The organism is Serratia plymuthica, assembly GCF_018336935.1.
In the GTDB taxonomy this organism is placed as follows: domain Bacteria; phylum Pseudomonadota; class Gammaproteobacteria; order Enterobacterales; family Enterobacteriaceae; genus Serratia; species Serratia plymuthica_B.
This window is the reverse complement of sequence record NZ_CP068771.1, coordinates 4,451,762-4,467,883: the sequence shown is the minus strand read 5'-3', so window position 1 is coordinate 4,467,883 and position 16,122 is coordinate 4,451,762. Positions and strand designations below refer to the sequence as shown.

14 protein-coding genes, 1 tRNA gene and 1 pseudogene are annotated in these 16,122 nt (G+C 55.3%); 9 read left to right on the top strand and 7 right to left on the bottom strand.

Features of this window, described 5'->3' with window-relative positions; all coding sequences use genetic code 11:
- The first annotated feature begins 45 nt into the window (after positions 1-45).
- Positions 46-435: a tautomerase family protein gene (locus tag JK621_RS20825; protein WP_004952346.1), complete on the top strand. Its 390-nt coding sequence runs from the start codon at positions 46-48 to the stop codon at positions 433-435.
- A gap of 51 nt (positions 436-486) precedes the next feature.
- Here the strand turns inward: JK621_RS20825 and JK621_RS20820 are convergent, their stop codons facing one another.
- Positions 487-2,247 (bottom strand): ABCB family ABC transporter ATP-binding protein/permease, encoded by a 1,761-nt coding sequence (locus JK621_RS20820; RefSeq protein ID WP_212557466.1) that lies wholly within the window; start codon positions 2,245-2,247, stop codon positions 487-489.
- Positions 2,248-2,603: 356 nt separating this feature from the next.
- On the opposite strand from JK621_RS20820, the gene JK621_RS20815 reads away from it, so the two are divergent.
- From JK621_RS20815 to JK621_RS20805, 3 genes are read left to right on the top strand one after another with little or no spacing between them, the layout of a single operon-like run.
- The gene (locus JK621_RS20815; protein ID WP_212557465.1) at positions 2,604-3,167 is read left to right on the top strand and encodes a sorbitol dehydrogenase family protein; all 564 of its coding nucleotides are present in this window, start codon (positions 2,604-2,606) and stop codon (positions 3,165-3,167) included.
- Between the two features lie 10 nt (positions 3,168-3,177).
- Complete coding sequence (locus JK621_RS20810; protein ID WP_212557464.1) at positions 3,178-4,833, top strand: GMC family oxidoreductase; 1,656 nt, start codon at positions 3,178-3,180, stop codon at positions 4,831-4,833.
- A complete protein-coding gene (locus JK621_RS20805; protein ID WP_212557463.1) occupies positions 4,830-6,218 on the top strand; it encodes a c-type cytochrome in 1,389 nt (462 codons plus the stop codon). The genes JK621_RS20810 and JK621_RS20805 overlap by 4 nt, the downstream gene beginning before the upstream one ends.
- 49 nt (positions 6,219-6,267) lie before the next feature.
- On the opposite strand, the gene actS is transcribed toward JK621_RS20805, so the two are convergent.
- Positions 6,268-7,023 carry an amidase activator ActS gene (gene actS / locus JK621_RS20800; protein WP_212557462.1) on the bottom strand — a complete coding sequence of 252 codons (756 nt, stop codon included), beginning with the start codon at positions 7,021-7,023 and terminating at the stop codon, positions 6,268-6,270.
- Positions 7,024-7,168: 145 nt separating this feature from the next.
- Here actS and JK621_RS25430 point away from each other — a divergent pair.
- From JK621_RS25430 to JK621_RS25490, 5 genes and pseudogenes are all read left to right on the top strand, one after another.
- Positions 7,169-7,339: pseudogene (locus JK621_RS25430) on the top strand (acid-resistance protein); the annotation flags it as partial.
- 158 nt (positions 7,340-7,497) lie between these two features.
- Positions 7,498-8,424 carry a curved DNA-binding protein gene (gene cbpA, locus JK621_RS20790; RefSeq protein ID WP_212557461.1) on the top strand — a complete coding sequence of 309 codons (927 nt, stop codon included), beginning with the start codon at positions 7,498-7,500 and terminating at the stop codon, positions 8,422-8,424.
- On the top strand, positions 8,417-8,722 hold the full coding sequence (gene cbpM / locus JK621_RS20785; RefSeq protein WP_212557460.1) for a chaperone modulator CbpM: 306 nt from the start codon (positions 8,417-8,419) through the stop codon (positions 8,720-8,722). Before cbpA ends, cbpM begins: the two co-directional genes overlap by 8 nt.
- 1,122 nt (positions 8,723-9,844) lie before the next feature.
- Complete coding sequence (gene cspE, locus JK621_RS20780; RefSeq protein ID WP_004952373.1) at positions 9,845-10,057, top strand: transcription antiterminator/RNA stability regulator CspE; 213 nt, start codon at positions 9,845-9,847, stop codon at positions 10,055-10,057.
- A 368-nt stretch (positions 10,058-10,425) separates the two neighbouring features.
- The gene (locus JK621_RS25490) at positions 10,426-10,554 is read left to right on the top strand and encodes a hypothetical protein (RefSeq protein ID WP_283249341.1); all 129 of its coding nucleotides are present in this window, start codon (positions 10,426-10,428) and stop codon (positions 10,552-10,554) included.
- A 52-nt stretch (positions 10,555-10,606) separates the two neighbouring features.
- Here JK621_RS25490 and JK621_RS20775 read toward each other — a convergent pair.
- The 5 genes from JK621_RS20775 to dsbC form a co-directional block, all read right to left on the bottom strand.
- Positions 10,607-10,680, bottom strand: a tRNA-Gly gene (locus tag JK621_RS20775).
- Between the two features lie 170 nt (positions 10,681-10,850).
- On the bottom strand, positions 10,851-12,368 hold the full coding sequence (gene lysS / locus JK621_RS20770) for a lysine--tRNA ligase (RefSeq protein ID WP_062868484.1): 1,518 nt from the start codon (positions 12,366-12,368) through the stop codon (positions 10,851-10,853).
- A 9-nt stretch (positions 12,369-12,377) separates the two neighbouring features.
- Positions 12,378-13,476 (bottom strand): peptide chain release factor 2 gene (gene prfB, locus JK621_RS20765; RefSeq protein WP_212557459.1). Its coding sequence is split into 2 segments (ribosomal slippage): positions 12,378-13,400 and positions 13,402-13,476, totalling 1,098 coding nucleotides; the frame shifts between segments, so codons are not numbered across the junction.
- A gap of 165 nt (positions 13,477-13,641) precedes the next feature.
- Positions 13,642-15,375, bottom strand: a complete 1,734-nt coding sequence (recJ, locus tag JK621_RS20760) for a single-stranded-DNA-specific exonuclease RecJ (RefSeq protein ID WP_212557458.1) — start codon at positions 15,373-15,375, stop codon at positions 13,642-13,644.
- Between the two features lie 6 nt (positions 15,376-15,381).
- Entirely contained in the window at positions 15,382-16,098 is a 717-nt protein-coding gene (gene dsbC, locus JK621_RS20755) for a bifunctional protein-disulfide isomerase/oxidoreductase DsbC (RefSeq protein WP_212557457.1), read from the bottom strand.
- Positions 16,099-16,122 lie beyond the last annotated feature (24 nt).

Here is a 16,122-nt window from a genome sequence, read left to right as displayed (position 1 = left end):
CCACGCACCTGAAAACTCCATTAACTCACTGACAGGATTATGCAAATGCCATTACTTATCTTCGAAGTCATCGAGGGCCGCAGCGAGGCCGAACTGAAAACCCTGCTCGATGCCGCCCACCGTGCCGTGCTGAGCGCCTTTGAAGTGCCACAGCGCGATCGCTACCAGATTGTTCATGAAAACAAGGCTCACCATATGGTGATCGAAGACACCGGCCTTAACCTGACGCGCACCCGGGATCTGGTGGTGGTGCGAGTGATCACCAGCCCACGCGCCGAAGAACAGAAACAACGGTTTTACGCCGATCTCAGCCGCGAGCTGAAAGAAAGCTGTGGCATTGAAAGCAGTGACCTGATGGTATCCATCACCACCAACAGCAAGGGCGACTGGAGTTTTGGCAACGGCGTGGCGCAGTATCTGACCGGCGAACTGTGATGCTCGCGGCTAACGTCCTGTTCGTGAGTGCCCGGACGTTAGCCGGCAAGATTATGACTCCTCGCTGTACTGGTTTTGCCACATCGCAGCGTAACGGCCATTGTTTTGCAGCAGTTCCTCGTGGTGCCCACGTTCAACGATTTCCCCCGCCTCCAGCACGATGATTTCGTCGGCGTCCACCACCGTCGACAGGCGATGGGCAATCACCAACGTCGTATGATCACGGCTCACTTCGCGCAGATGCGCCTGGATCTCACGTTCGGTTTGGGTATCCAATGCGCTGGTGGCTTCGTCGAACACCAGGATCGCCGGGTTTTTCAGGATGGTGCGGGCGATAGCCACCCGCTGCTTCTCGCCCCCGGACAGCTTGAGGCCACGCTCGCCAACCCGGGTTTCATAGCCGTCAGGCAGGCCGACGATAAACTCGTGGATATGCGCCAGCTTCGCCGCCCGTTCGATCTCTTCATCGCTGGAACCGGTTTTGCCGTAGCCGATGTTGTAGCGCAGGGTATCGTTAAACAGCACCGTATCCTGCGGCACAATACCGATCGCCTGCCGTAGGCTAGCCTGGGTCAGTTGGCGAATGTCCTGGCCGTCAATAGACACCGAACCGCCATTTACCTCGTAGAAACGGAACAACAGGCGGGACAGCGTGGATTTGCCGGCACCGGAAGCGCCGACCACCGCCACGGTGTTACCGGCCGGAATGGTGAAGCTGACGTCTTTCAAAATCGGCCGACGCGCATCATAGCCAAAGCTGACCGAGTCAAAACGCACTTCGCCATGGGTCAATGCCAGGGCTGCCGCATCAGGGCTATCGACAATTTCCTGCTTTTCCTGCAGTAAATCGAACAGGTTCTCCATGTCGATCAGCGCTTGCCTGATTTCGGCATAAATAAAACCGAAGAAATTCAGTGGTTGATACAACTGAAGCAGATAAGCATTCACCAACACAAAGTCACCGACCGTCATCCGCCCCTGCACAATGCCCTGCGCCGCCATCGCCATCATCACTATCAATCCAATGGAGATAATGGCGGTTTGCCCAAGGTTGATGGCGGTAAAACTGAACTGGTTTTTAATGGCGGCATATTCGTACAGCCGGCGGGACATATTGAAACGCTCGGCCTCGAACTCTTCATTACCGAAGTACTTTACGGTTTCATAGTTCAGCAGGCTGTCGATGGACTTGCTGTTGGCATCGGCATTGGCCTTGTTGAGCTCACGCCGAAAACGGGTGCGCCAACTGACCGCGATCACGGTAAACAGGATATAACCGCCGACGGTGGCCAGTATCGCCAGCGCAAACCAACCGTTCAGCATATGCCACATGATCACCGCGACCAAGGTGAGTTCGAACAAGATAGGCACAATAGAAAACAACAGCCGCGACAACACGGTAGCCACCGCCTGAGTGCCACGCTCAATCGATAGCGACAGCCCGCCAGTCTGGCGTTCCAGGTGAAAGCGCAGGCTCAGCGCATGCAATTGCCTGAACACCCGCAGCCCCAGCAAGCGGGTGGCATTCTGGCTGAGATGAATGAACATCACGTTGCGCAGTTCTTCAAACAGCGTGGCACCGACTCGCGCGACACCGTAGGCGAGGATCAGCCCCAGTGGAATGGCCAGCATTTTCGCAGTATCCGCGCTCAGCGCGTCGACCATCGCCTTATACGCCAGCGGCACCAGCGAAGTACTGACCTTGGCGACCACCATGAAAATACAAGCGATAACCAGATACCACCGCAGTTTGGGGTTATTTTTCGGCCACAGGTAAGGCAGCAGGAAGGTTAGTAAACGGGAGCGATCCATAAGGTAATATTTATCTTCTCAGTCAAAGTAACGACGTCGGCCAGTGATCCATTTTGGCACGTATGGCGGCTAAACCCTTATGAAATCCGCCATCGCCGCCTTTTTTGATCTCTTAGCCGGCATCCCTGGCCCGCCTTCCTGCGCCCAATTTATTCTTAAAGTGCGATCTTTCAGGCTCGCCGTTAAAATTTGTTGTCGATAAGTTACCACCAAGTTAATATCCGAAAAAATTATTAAACAATGAATTATTGGTTACCGATCAATAATCAAAAGTATCTTTATTTCATCATCTTGTATTCAGTATCTGCCCTACCTTCGCCTACTCAGGCTTTAACACCAGTTGCGAGAAATTCACCATGAGCACTGTATTACCCAGCGAAAATTCGCGTTCGGACAAAAATGGAACCGGTTTCAGAAGAAGAGACGTGTTGTTAGGCATGGCTTCCGTCCTTGTCGCCACCTCCCTGCTTGGCTATCCATTTCTGACCCAGGCCGAGCAGCAAACCGCGGCAGCCAACCCGCTTGTCTTTGCACGTTTCTTCACTCTGTCCCGGACGATTACCGAACATCAGGACATCGACCAGGGCATGTCGGCGCGAATATTCACCGCCCTGAGCGCCAGCATCCCCAATTTCTCTGCTCAGATTAAGCAGCTAAGCGCCTTGCTGCAGCCGGAGCAAAGTGCCAAACAGCTGCAAACGCTGGCAATCCAGGCCGGCCTGCAGGATCTGCTCACCGCCATTATCAGCGCCTGGTATACCGGCACCGTCGGGCATGGTCAGCAAGCTGTGCTGATCGCCTACAAGGATGCGCTGATGTACCGCCCTGCCAGCGATGCGCTGATCGTACCGACCTATTGCGGCAACGGCCCGTTGTGGTGGACCGCCGCTCCGCCGATGACCATGACCCCCGTTCGCTGAGATTATCCTGATGAAAAAACCTGAATTTACCGCCAATGGCGACGCATCGGCCGACATCGTGATCGTCGGGTCCGGCATTGTCGGCGGCATCATGGCCGACCAACTGGTCAGCCTCGGCTATTCCGTCCTGGTGCTGGAGGCCGGCCTGCGCATCGATCGCGCCCAAGCGGTGGAAAACTGGCGCAATATGCCGTTCGATAACCGGGCGGGCTCAGATTTCCAGGGGCTGTATCCACAATCTGAATACGCCACCGCACCGCTCTACTTCCCGGAAAACAACTACGTAGCCCTCAGTGGCCCCAGCGCCGGCAGTTTCAAACAAGGCTATCTGCGCACCGTTGGCGGCACCACCTGGCACTGGGCAGCCTCTTGCTGGCGCCATCTGCCGAGCGATTTCCAGATGAAAACCCTGTACGGCGTCGGCCGCGACTGGCCGATTTCGTATAACGATCTCGAACCCTACTACTGCCGCGCGGAAGAGGAAATCGGTGTCGCGGGCCCCAACGATCCGGCGCAGCAATCGCCGGTGGAGCGCAGCAAACCTTATCCGATGGACATGGTGCCCTGGGCCTATGGCGACACCCGCTTCGCCGAAGTGGTCAACCCGCACGGCTACCGATCGGTGCCAATCCCGCAGGGACGCAGCATCCGCCCGTGGAAAGGCCGCCCGACCTGCTGCGGCAACAACAACTGCCAGCCGATTTGCCCGATTGGCGCCATGTATAACGGCATCCATCATGTCGAACGCGCGGAAATGAAAGGCGCAGTGGTGCTGGCAGAGTCGGTGGTCTACAAAATTGATACCGACGACCAGAATCGCGTTACCGCCGTGCACTGGTTGGATAATCAAAAACGCTCGCATAAAGCCAGCGCCAAAGCCTTCGCGCTGGCCTGCAACGGCATCGAAACGCCGCGTTTGCTGCTGCTTGCCGCCAATAAGCAGAACCCCAACGGCATCGCCAACTCTTCCGATCAGGTTGGGCGCAATATGATGGATCACTCCGGCTTTCACTGCACCTTCCTGGCTAAGGAGCCACTGTGGCTCGGCCGCGGCCCGGCGCAAAGCAGCTGCCTGGTGGGACCGCGCGACGGCGAGTTCCGTAAGGACTATTCTGCCAACAAGATGATACTTAATAATATCAATCAGATAGTTCCCGCAACGCAAAAAGCGCTGGCGCAGGGCCTGGTAGGTAAAGTGCTGGATGAAGAGATCCGCCGGCGCGCGGCCTATGGCGTTGATTTGTCGATTAGCCTGGAACCGTTACCAGATCCGAACAACCGCCTGACGCTGAGCGCCAACCGCAAGGACGCTCACGGCCTGCCGTGTCCGGATATTCATTACGACGTCGGCGATTACGTGCGCAAGGGCGCCGAGGCCGCGCATAAACAACTGGAGCATATCGGACGCCTGTTCGATGCCGATGAGTTCAAAATCACCACCAACCTGAACGCCAATAATCACATCATGGGCGGCACCATTATGGGCAGCGATCCGCATGATTCGGTGGTGGACGGCAACTGTCGAACCCACGACCATGCCAACCTCTGGCTGCCCGGTGGCGGTGCCATTCCTTCCGCCAGCGTCGTCAACAGCACGCTAACCATGGCAGCGTTGGGCATCAAGGCCGCCGACGACATCGCCCAATCGCTGGCGGTAAAATCATGAAGAAACAACTTGGATTGGCCCTGTTGCTGGGGCTGAGCGGCACCGCCCTGGCGAACGACGATGGCGCGGCGTTACTTAAACAGGGTGAGCAGCTTGCCGTAGCTTCGGATTGCCAGGCTTGCCACACCCAACCGGGCGGCGGCAAACCCTTTGCCGGCGGCTACGGCATCAACTCGCCGATGGGCGTAATTTACTCCACCAATATCACCCCTGCGGCGCATGACGGCATAGGTGGTTACACGGAACAGCAGTTCGCTCGCGCACTGCGCGATGGGGTACGCGCCGACGGCAGCTATCTCTACCCGGCAATGCCCTATACCTCCTACAGCAAATTGAGCGATGCGGACATCCACGCGCTCTATACCTACTTTATGCAGGGAGTGAAACCGGTAGAGCTGAAGAATACGCCGACTGCACTGCCCTTCCCGTTCAATATGCGCTTCAGTATGGCCGGCTGGAACTTGCTGTTTCTGGATAAGGGCCGCTTTCAACCCAATGCCGAGAAAAGCGAGCAGTGGAACCGCGGCGCCTATCTGGTTAACGGCCCTGGGCATTGCGATACCTGCCATACGCCACGCAACCTGCTGATGGCGGAAAGCGCCGATAAACCGCTGGCGGGGGGCATGGTGGGAAGTTGGTATGCACCGAACATTACCTCGGACGCCGTCAGCGGCATCGGCGGCTGGAGCAATGAAGAACTGGTGCAATATCTCAAAACCGGGCGGGTCGCCGGGAAAAATCAGGCCGCCGGCGGCATGGCGGAGGCAGTGGAAAACAGCCTGCAATATCTGCCTGAACAGGATCTGATGGCCATTGCCGTCTACCTGAAAAGTACCCGACCGATCCGCGATGCTCAGGATAAGCAGGCGGCGGACCGCTTTGGCCAACCGCTGAACGTAGAACCGATGCTACGCGGCCTGCACCCGTCCAATGCCAATAATACCGTCAACGACGGTGCGGCCTTATTCAGCGGCAACTGCGCCAGTTGCCACCAACCGGACGGCAGCGGCAGCAAAAACCAGGCCTATCCTTCGCTGTTCAACAATACCGCCACCGGTTCCGGCAACCCAGCCAACCTGATCTCCGCCATTTTGTTCGGCGTGCAGCGCAAAGCAGGCAACGAGGACGTGCTGATGCCGAACTTTGGCCCGCAATCCTACGTCAATCCATTAACCGATCGGCAAATCGCCGCCATCAGCAATTATGTGCTGAAAAACTACGGCAACCCTGAGGTGACGGTAAGCGAGGAGGACGTAGCGATGCTGCGCACCGGCGGCCCGGTACCGCTGCTGGCGAAGCTGCAGCCTTATATGGCTCCGGCCATCGGCGTTGCGGTGGTGGTGCTGTTGGCGTTGATCTGGCTATGTGGAAGGAAGCGGAAATAGCCCGCGATAGGGGCCCGCTCCCAGACGGAACGGGCCGTTATCTCCACGCTTAACAGGACGGCGAAGCGCCCTGCGGCGGCAGATAGCGCTGCGGATCGAGTGCGGAGGCGCGATAGCGGATCTGGAAATGCAGGAACACCGAGTCGGTACCCGTGCTGCCCATGGTGCCGATCTTTTGCCCTGCCTTCACATCCTGACCGTTACGCACCAGCGTGGTGTCGTTATGCGCATAGGCGGTGATGAAGTCTTCGCCATGCTTAATCATGATCAGGTTGCCGTAGCCGCGCAGCTGGTTACCGACGTACACCACCTTGCCTTTGGCGGAAGCGAAGATCGGCTGGCCGCGAGCGCCGGCGATATCTATGCCTTTGTTGCCGCCGTCTGCTGTGGAATATTTTTGGACAATCTTGCCGGTAGCCGGCCAGCGCCAGCAGCGGGAAGCCCCCGGCGGCGGCGTCGATTTAGCCAACACCGCGCCGGAAGAGGTATTTTTACGCCGGTTTGACGCCGTTTTGGTCGGGGCGCTGCCGCTCAGCCGCAGCTTTTGCCCGACTTCCAGCCCGTAGGGCGGGCGTATCTTGTTGATTCGGGCCAGTTCGCTGACTTCGCTGTCAGTGATCCAGGCGATGTAATACAACGTATCGCCACGTTTGACGGTATAGGATTTGCCGCTATAACTGCCCTTCGGCAGCTTGTCGTAGTCGCGGTTATAGCTGTTTTTGCCCGAACAACCGGCCAACAGCAGGCTCAATGTCAGACACGCTGCGGCGCGGCGCCACCACGCAAGTTTGCTTCCTGTGCTCAAATCCTGTCCTCAATCATATTTCCGGGCGCTGATACGCGTCAGGCGTCAATAGTAACATTTGCGCCGGGGCAGTCAAAAAGCGCCAAAAGGACTATGCTAAACAAGTAGGGATTACTGGGTACCAGACGACAAATGGAGAACTGTCATGTTAAGTTTTGACCATAAAAATCTGCCCCTCCTGAGTGAAGAACGTCTCAAAAAGCAACGCACTGCTCTGCTGATCATTGCCTTCCTGCTCTTGGTGGGCGGTATATTACTGGGCGTGGCTTATCTGATTATCGGTTACCTGTTCATCACCAGTCCATTAGCCGGCATAAGGGGGGTGTTATCGTCCCGGCTTTTTCACTCATTGGCCGCCCGGCCGCACAATTATGTCGATGTCCCGGTGGCAAGTGTCTTACCATGAGTAAGGTTTCATGCAATGCAGGCTCAGCCATTCCCTCAGATGAAAGATTGAAATGAGATGATTACGCTATGGAATTCAAGGACTATTATGCCATTTTAGGGGTTAAGCCATCCGACGATCTCAAGGCTATCAAAACGGCCTATCGTCGTCTGGCGCGAAAATATCACCCCGACGTCAGCACCGAATCGAATGCCGAAGCGCAGTTCAAGGAAGTCGCGGAAGCCTATGAGGTGTTAAAAGACGATGAACGCCGCGCCGAATACGATCAATTAGTGCAACACCGCAACGACCCCAATTATGGCCGCCAGGCGCAGCACGGCAACGCCAATAACGCCGAAGATTTTTCCGATATCTTTTCCTCAATGTTTGGCGAACATGCGCGTTCACAACATCGCCGCCAGAGTCGCGCCATACGCGGGCAAGACATCGAGATGGAAGTGGCGGTTTTCCTTGAGGAAACGCTGGCCGAGCAAACCCGGACCATCCGTTATAGCCTGCCGGTTTATAACGCTTTCGGCATGGTGGAGCAGGAAATACCCAAAACCCTTAATGTGAAGATCCCCGTCGGCGTGGGCGATGGCGAACGCATCCGCCTGAAAGGCCAGGGTGCGCCGGGTACTGACGGCGGCGCCAACGGCGACCTCTATCTGATCATCCGCATCGCGCCGCACCCTCTGTTCGACATCGTCGGCCATAATCTGGAGATCGTCCTGCCGGTAGCGCCATGGGAGGCGGCGCTCGGCGCCAAGGTACCGGTTCCGACCCTGAAAGACGCGATTCTGCTGACCATCCCTGCCGGCAGCCAGACCGGCCAGCGGCTGCGTATCAAGGGGAAAGGCTTGGTTGGCAAGAAAGAAACCGGGGATTTATATGCGGTGATCAAAGTCGTGATGCCACCGAAGCCGGACGAAAAAAATGCGGCGCTGTGGCAACAACTGGCGGAGGCGCAACCCGCTTTTGACCCGCGCAAAGAGTGGAGTAAGCAAAATGGCTAACGTAAAAGTAACTTTAACCATTACCGAATTTTGCCTGCATACCGGCGTTTCAGAGGAAGAATTAACGGAAATCGTCGGGCTTGGGGTGATAGAACCACGTAACCCGACGGCTGCGGACTGGATATTTGACGATCAGGCGCTGACCATTTTTCACCGCGCTCAACAACTGCATCGCGAATTGGCGCTGGACTGGCCCGGTATCGCGGTCACCTTGACGCTGCTGGAGGAAATTGAGCAGCTGCGTAAAGAAAACAGCCAATTGCACCAACAGCTTGCACGGTTCGTCATCAGGTCCTGATATCCTGGGATCGGCCCGTTGCGCCGGCAGCGGGCTAGCTTGATATTACCCAACCTTCTGCCCGGCCCCTGCAGAAAAAATTCAGACAGAATAAATAAAAAAATGCAAGTTGATGAAAAACAGGCTCTCAACGAAGTTTTAAATAGAGCCTGCATGAACACTGTAAATAAAAACATGTCATTAAAAACATGTCATTAAAAACAGTATTGACACCCCTTTAAAAACCCGTAGATTGGTAATCAGCAGCAGCGAAATGATAGCTGACTGTTATTACCAAAAGTGTTAGTTAAGTTGATTTAAATTTATTTTGCGATAAAGGCCACGAAGTATTTTTTGTATGGGCATCAACGCCGAGAAAAAGTGACAACCTCGCTTGATGACGCTTTAAGGCCACGTAGTCAGTATCTACAATCGCAGGGTGTGGACCAAAACGCGATGATGTAAGGCCATGATTCAATTGTTTTTTGTTTGCGATTGATTTTCAAGAGAGTGTAGAAAACAGTGCAACAAGATCGCAATGGAAGTGAGGCTACGCATCAAGAGTCTATATCGCGAGGGGAGATGTACTTGTTTAAAATGCCAGCCCCTGGAATAGTCATTCGGGTTGGTGGATGAAGCGAACTGGTAAATATAGGGGAGGATTGAGTTAGTATTAACACCCAATATTATCTGTGATAAACCTGTACATTTAAAACGCAGTATCTTAGTAGCAAGAAATTATTAAGTTCATTAATGTCAAATCTGAAGTCAATAGTACCATAAAAGCCCTGGCTGCAACGGTCAGGGCTTTTATCTTTTATGCATCAACCAGATTGCGATAAAAAACCCCTTCCCCAGTCAATCGCACTAAAATCATCGCACCGCGTCAGGAATATGTTGGCCTGCCAATGACATTAATAAATTTAATCCTTGCTTAATAAATCAAACCAAGCCTACTATGGCGTCATCGGTTTGGAACACAGACCTTATGTAAAGCAGTTTTAGTAAAGCAGCCCTCAGTTCAAGCGTTATCTCTAGATACCCCTTCTTCATGAGCCTCCTCCTAAGTGCCCCATAAGTAAAACTCTGCAAAACAGGCCATGCTCGCCACTAAGTGGCTCAAAATTGAAAAAGGATGTATCTATGTCTACTAAAATGACTGGTTTAGTAAAATGGTTTAACGCAGATAAAGGTTTCGGTTTTATCACTCCACAAGATGGCAGCAAAGATGTATTCGTACATTTCTCCGCTATCCAGAGCAGCGATTTTAAAACCCTGGACGAAGGTCAGAAAGTGGAGTTCTCTGTTGAGAGCGGCGCTAAAGGCCCGTCTGCCGTAAACGTTATCGCGCTTTAATCGCCGATAATCTCGCTAAAACTTACAATCGCGATGAAGGCAACGGCCTGAGCAGTTAAGTCTTAGTGATCACAAAAACCCGCTTATGGCGGGTTTTTGCATTTCTATAATATCGAAAAATGCTTCGAAACCAATAAAATGGAACCTGCGGTTTCACTATTCCCGCTGAAAAGCGAACCAGAAACCAAAAGTGCAAAGCCAGTCATCGCAAGGCCAATCCCCTACCATAAGCCCACCTGCGCTCCCGTCATATTGATCATGCTTTATTAAGATTTTTACCAAAAAAAACGCATTAAATTTAATAACATTAAGATTCGTCTTAAAATACGCCCGCAGGAATTCAGGGATGTTAATTTCCAGGGAATGTGATGAAAAGAAAGGATTTCAGACCCGATTATCAGGTTGAATACGGCGAAGAATGGAAGCCGGAAAAAACCTCTAAATGGTTTTGGGTCGTGTTGATCGCAATTATCGGTTTTTTGATCGCCATTTCATAAAACTGACCGGCAGGTAAGTGTGATACGACAAAAGGAAGTTTGGAGAAGGGCTTGGAGCGGGTGAAGGGAATCGAACCCTCGTATGCAGCTTGGGAAGCTGCCGTTCTACCATTGAACTACACCCGCATCGGTGTGCGACTGGCATTATAACCGGTTATCCACGCCGGGCAAGCGGAGATAGCGCGTAACTGCCGATGTTTTAAGCAGTTAGCCGCATCGGCCCCCTGTTTCCTTCCAACAAGCGAAAAAAAACCGGCGCAGTTGCCTGCACCGGTTGATGTTCACTTCACAAAAGATTATTTCTGCGGGCGCATTGCCGGGAACAAAATCACATCGCGAATGGTGTGGCTGTTGGTGAACAGCATGACCATGCGATCGATACCGATGCCCAAGCCTGCAGTCGGCGGCAGACCGTGCTCCAGCGCAGTGACGTAGTCTTCGTCGTAGAACATCGCCTCGTCATCGCCTGCGTCTTTCGCATTTACCTGGTCAGCAAAGCGCTGCGCCTGATCTTCCGCGTCGTTCAGCTCGGAGAAGCCGTTACCGATTTCACGGCCGCCAATGAAGAACTCGAAACGGTCGGTGATTTCCGGGTTCTCATCGTTACGGCGCGCCAGCGGGGACACTTCCGCCGGGTATTCGGTGATGAAGGTCGGCTGAATCAGATGGCTTTCCGCCACTTCTTCGAAGATCTCGGTGACTACGCGGCCCAGACCCCAGCTCTTCTCGATCTTGATGCCGATGGATTCGGCGATAGCCACCGCCTTGCCCATGTCGGCCAGATCGGCCAGATCGGTTTCAGGACGGTATTTTTTTATCGCTTCGGTCATGGTCAGTTTTTCAAACGGTTTGCCGAAGTCGAACACTTCATCACCGTACTGCACCTGAGTTTTGCCCAGCACGTCCTGAGTCAGGGTGCGGAACAGCGACTCGGTCAGCTCGATAAGGTCTTTGTAATCCGCGTAAGCCATATAGAGTTCCATCATGGTGAACTCTGGGTTATGGCGCGGAGAAACGCCTTCGTTACGGAAGTTACGGTTGATTTCGAATACCCGCTCGAAGCCGCCTACGACCAAACGCTTCAGGTACAGCTCAGGGGCGATACGCAGGTACATATCGATGTCCAGCGCATTGTGGTGAGTCACGAATGGACGCGCAGAAGCGCCGCCCGGGATCACCTGCATCATTGGGGTTTCGACTTCCATGAAGCCGCGTTCCACCATGAAGTTGCGGATCCCCGCCATCACCTGAGAGCGCACCTTGAAGGTGTTGCGCGATTCATCGTTGGCAATCAGGTCCAGATAACGCTGGCGGTAACGGGTTTCCTGATCGGCCAGGCCGTGGAACTTGTCCGGCAACGGGCGCAGGGCCTTGGTCAGCAGGCGCAGTTCGGTACAGTGGATAGACAGTTCGCCGGTCTTGGTTTTGAACAGCTTGCCGCGCGCGCCCAGGATATCGCCCAGGTCCCACTTCTTGAACTGCTCGTTATAAATGCCTTCCGCCAGATCGTCGCGCGCGACGTACAGCTGGATACGGCCGCCAACGTCCTGCAGCGTCACGAATGACGCTTTACCCATGATACGGCGAGTCATCATGCGGCCGGCAACGGTGACTTCTACACCCAGCGCTTCCAGCTCTTCGTTATCTTTATCGCCGTACGCAGCGTGCAGCTTGTCGGACGTGGTGTCGCGACGGAAATCATTAGGGAACGCAATGCCGTTCTCGCGCAGCCCGGCCAGTTTCTCACGGCGTGACTGCAACTCGTTATTGAGTTCCAACGCCTGATCGGCGCCCTGTGGTTGTTGCTCAGACATTTCTGTTCCTCATAACCCGGCTTTCAAACTTGCCTCAATGAATTTATCCAGGTCGCCATCTAATACGGCCTGCGTGTTACGCGTTTCAACGTTGGTGCGCAAATCCTTGATACGGGAATCATCCAGCACGTAAGAACGGATTTGGCTGCCCCAGCCGATGTCGGACTTGTTGTCTTCCATCTGCTGTTTATCAGCATTTTTCTTTTGCATCTCAAACTCGTACAGCTTGGCTCGCAGCTGTTTAAACGCTTGATCCTTGTTCTTATGCTGAGAACGGTCGTTCTGGCACTGCACCACGATGTTGGTCGGCAAGTGGGTAATACGTACCGCCGACTCGGTTTTGTTGACGTGCTGACCACCCGCACCGGAGGCGCGGTAAACGTCAATACGCAGATCTGCCGGGTTGATGTCGATATCGATATCGTCATCCACTTCCGGATAGATAAACACCGAGCTGAACGAGGTATGACGGCGGCCGCCGGAGTCGAACGGGCTCTTGCGCACCAGGCGATGCACGCCGGTTTCAGTACGTAACCAGCCGAACGCGTAGTCGCCGATAATCTTGATGGTGGCGGATTTCAGCCCCGCGACGTCGCCGTCGGACTCTTCAATCACTTCCGTTTTGAAGCCCTTGGATTCCGCCCAGCGCAGGTACATGCGCAGCAGCATGCTGGCCCAGTCCTGTGCTTCGGTGCCGCCGGAGCCGGCCTGGATGTCCAGGTAGCAATCCGCGCTGTCATATTCACCGGAGAACATACGGCGGAACTCTAATTGTTCCAGCTTGGCAGACAGTTGATCGAGTTCGGCAACGGCTTCGTTAAAGGTTTCTTCATCGTCGGCTTCAACCGCCAGTTCCAGCAGACCGGCGACGTCTTCGCCGCCCTGTTCCAACTGATCGATGGTTTCCACGATGGCTTCAAGCGCCGCACGCTCTTTACCCAGCGCCTGCGCGCGCTCGGGTTCGTTCCAAACATCAGGCTGTTCCAGCTCGGCGTTGACTTCTTCTAGGCGTTCTTTCTTGGCATCATAGTCAAAGATACCCCCTAAGAACGGCAGTCCGCTCGGACAGGTCCTGAATTCGGTTTTTTACCGGATTAATTTCAAACATGGTTTTTAGCGTTCTTTTACGTTGATGTCGTCGATGGCGAAATGCCATTAGAACCGGTAATTCTATCGGATCCGGGCGTCAGTTTATAGCGAGTTGGTCAGTTTTTGTGGGGGAGGAATGCGTATCTGAATCAGACGCGGCATCGCCGCGCCCGTTCAGGAAAAATCAACGCGGCCAGAGGTGCTGAATCAATAACTGCACGTTGCGATTACCGCGGAACTCATTGACGTCGAGCTTATAGGCCAGCTCCACTTCACGCACGCTGCTGTCGGGCCACAGGGTGGTGTCCACGTTGAAGGCGATGCCATCAAGCAGCGGGCCGCCGCCAAGCGGCTCAACCATCAGCTTCAGGTGTTTCTCGCCCACCAGCCGCTGTTGCAGGATGCGGAAGCTACCGTCGAAAGTCGGCTCAGGGAACGCCTGCCCCCACGGCCCGCCCTCGCGCAACAGCTCCGCCGTTTCCAGAGAAAGCTCCTGCATCGCCAGTTCGCCGTCGGACCAGATCACCCCTTCCAGCATCGCCGGATCGAGCCATTCCCCGACCAGATCGCCAAAACGCTGGCGGAATTCGTCGAATTTGGCCTCTTCCAGCGACAACCCGGCCGCCATCGCATGGCCGCCGAACTTCATCATCAAGCCCGGATTCAGCGTATCCAGCCGCTCCAGCGCATCGCGCATGTGCAGGCCGGCTATCGAACGGCCGGAACCTTTCAGAATGCCCTCGCCCGCCGGCGCAAAAGCAATCACCGGGCGGTGGAAACGTTCTTTGATGCGCGAAGCCAGAATGCCCACCACGCCCTGATGCCACTCCGGATGATACATCGCCAACCCATACGGCAAAGCGGTGCTGCTGCGCTCCAGTTCGTCGCACAGCTGCAAGGCCTCGACCTGCATACCCTGCTCAATCTCACGCCGTGTCAGGTTCAGCGCATCGAGATCGTTGGCCAGCATGCGTGCCTGCGCAATGTCATCGCTCAGCAACAGCGCCACGCCAATCGACATGTCGTCCAGCCGCCCGGCGGCATTGAGCCGCGGCCCCAGCGCAAAGCCAAGATCGTTAGCCGCCAGTTGGCGTGCATCGCGATTGGCCACTTCCAGCAGCGCCCGGATGCCCGGCCGACATTTGCCGGCGCGAATGCGATTCAGGCCCTGATACACCATAATGCGGTTGTTGGCGTCGAGCGGTACCACATCGGCAACCGTACCCAGAGCCACCAGATCCAACAGTTCAGCCAGATTCGGCATCGCCAACGCACGTTGTTCGAACCAGCCGCCGTCACGCAGCCGGGCACGCAACGCCAGCATCAGATAGAAAGCCACACCGACACCGGCCAGGGATTTTGAAGGAAACTCGCAGCCGCGCAGGTTCGGGTTGACGATCGCCTCCGCCGCCGGCAAGGTTTCCCCCGGCAGGTGGTGGTCGGTAACCAGGACCTGCATGCCCTTGGCGTGCGCCACGTCGACGCCCGCGTGAGAAGAGATGCCGTTATCCACGGTCAGAATCAACTCTGCGCCGCGCGCCGCCGCCTGCTCGACCACTTCCGGGCTCAGGCCGTAGCCGTCCTCGAAGCGGTTCGGCACCAGGTAGTCGACGGCAGTGCCGCCCATGCTGCGCAGCGCCAGCACCGTCAACGCGGTACTGGTGGCACCGTCGGCGTCAAAGTCCCCCACCACCATGATGCGGCGATTCGCGGCCAGCGCCTGTTGCAGAATGCCCACCGCAGTATCGATGCCGTCCAACTGCTGCCAGGGCAGCAAACCTTTGACGCCACGCTCCAGTTCCCTCTCAGCCTTAACGCCGCGCAGCGCGTATAAACGACGCAGCAGCGGATGCAGGCTGGCGGGCAGATGGCTGTCGTCCGTCGCCGCTCGGCGGCGTAGTTGCGTTTTGATGCTCACCGGCGATTAACCACCGGTTTTGGTTGCGGTCTGATGCGCATCCAGCATGGCGGCCATCTCTTTCGGCCCCTGGTAACCCGGGATCATCATGCCGTTTTGCAGAATGATGGCCGGAGTGCCCTGAATGCCGAACTGTACGCCGAGCGCATAGTGTTTGCTGATGTCGGTTTTACAGGTCGCCGGGGACACCGCATCGCCTTTCATGGCGGAATCGAATGCCTTGGCTTTATCGGCGGTACACCAGATTGACTGCATGTCTTTCTCGGCCTGGGAGTTCAGCCCCTGGCGCGGGAACGCCAAATAACGGACGGTAATGCCCAGATCGTTGTACTCTTTCATCTGCTCGTGCAGCTTGTGGCAATAGCCGCAGGTGATGTCGGTAAATACGGTGATCACGTGTTTTTCTTTTGGCGCTTTGTAGACGATCATCTGATCTTTCAGCGCTTCCAGTTTTCCGGTCAGCAGTTGGTTGGTGACATTCACCGGTTCTTTGCCGCTGACGTCGTACAACGGGCCTTGCAGAATGTGTTTGCCGTCTTCGGTCACATACAGCGCGCCGTTATCGGTCAGCACGGTTTTCAGGCCGCTAACCGGTGAAGGCTGTATTTCGGCCTGCTGAATGCCCAGGCTTTCGAGCGCTTTTTTGATTGCCGCATCGTCGGCCTGGGCCGTACCGGTCACCGAAGCCACCAGCAGAGAGAGCAGCATTAAACCTTTTTTCATTCTTCCAATCCTTTTGATCCCGGC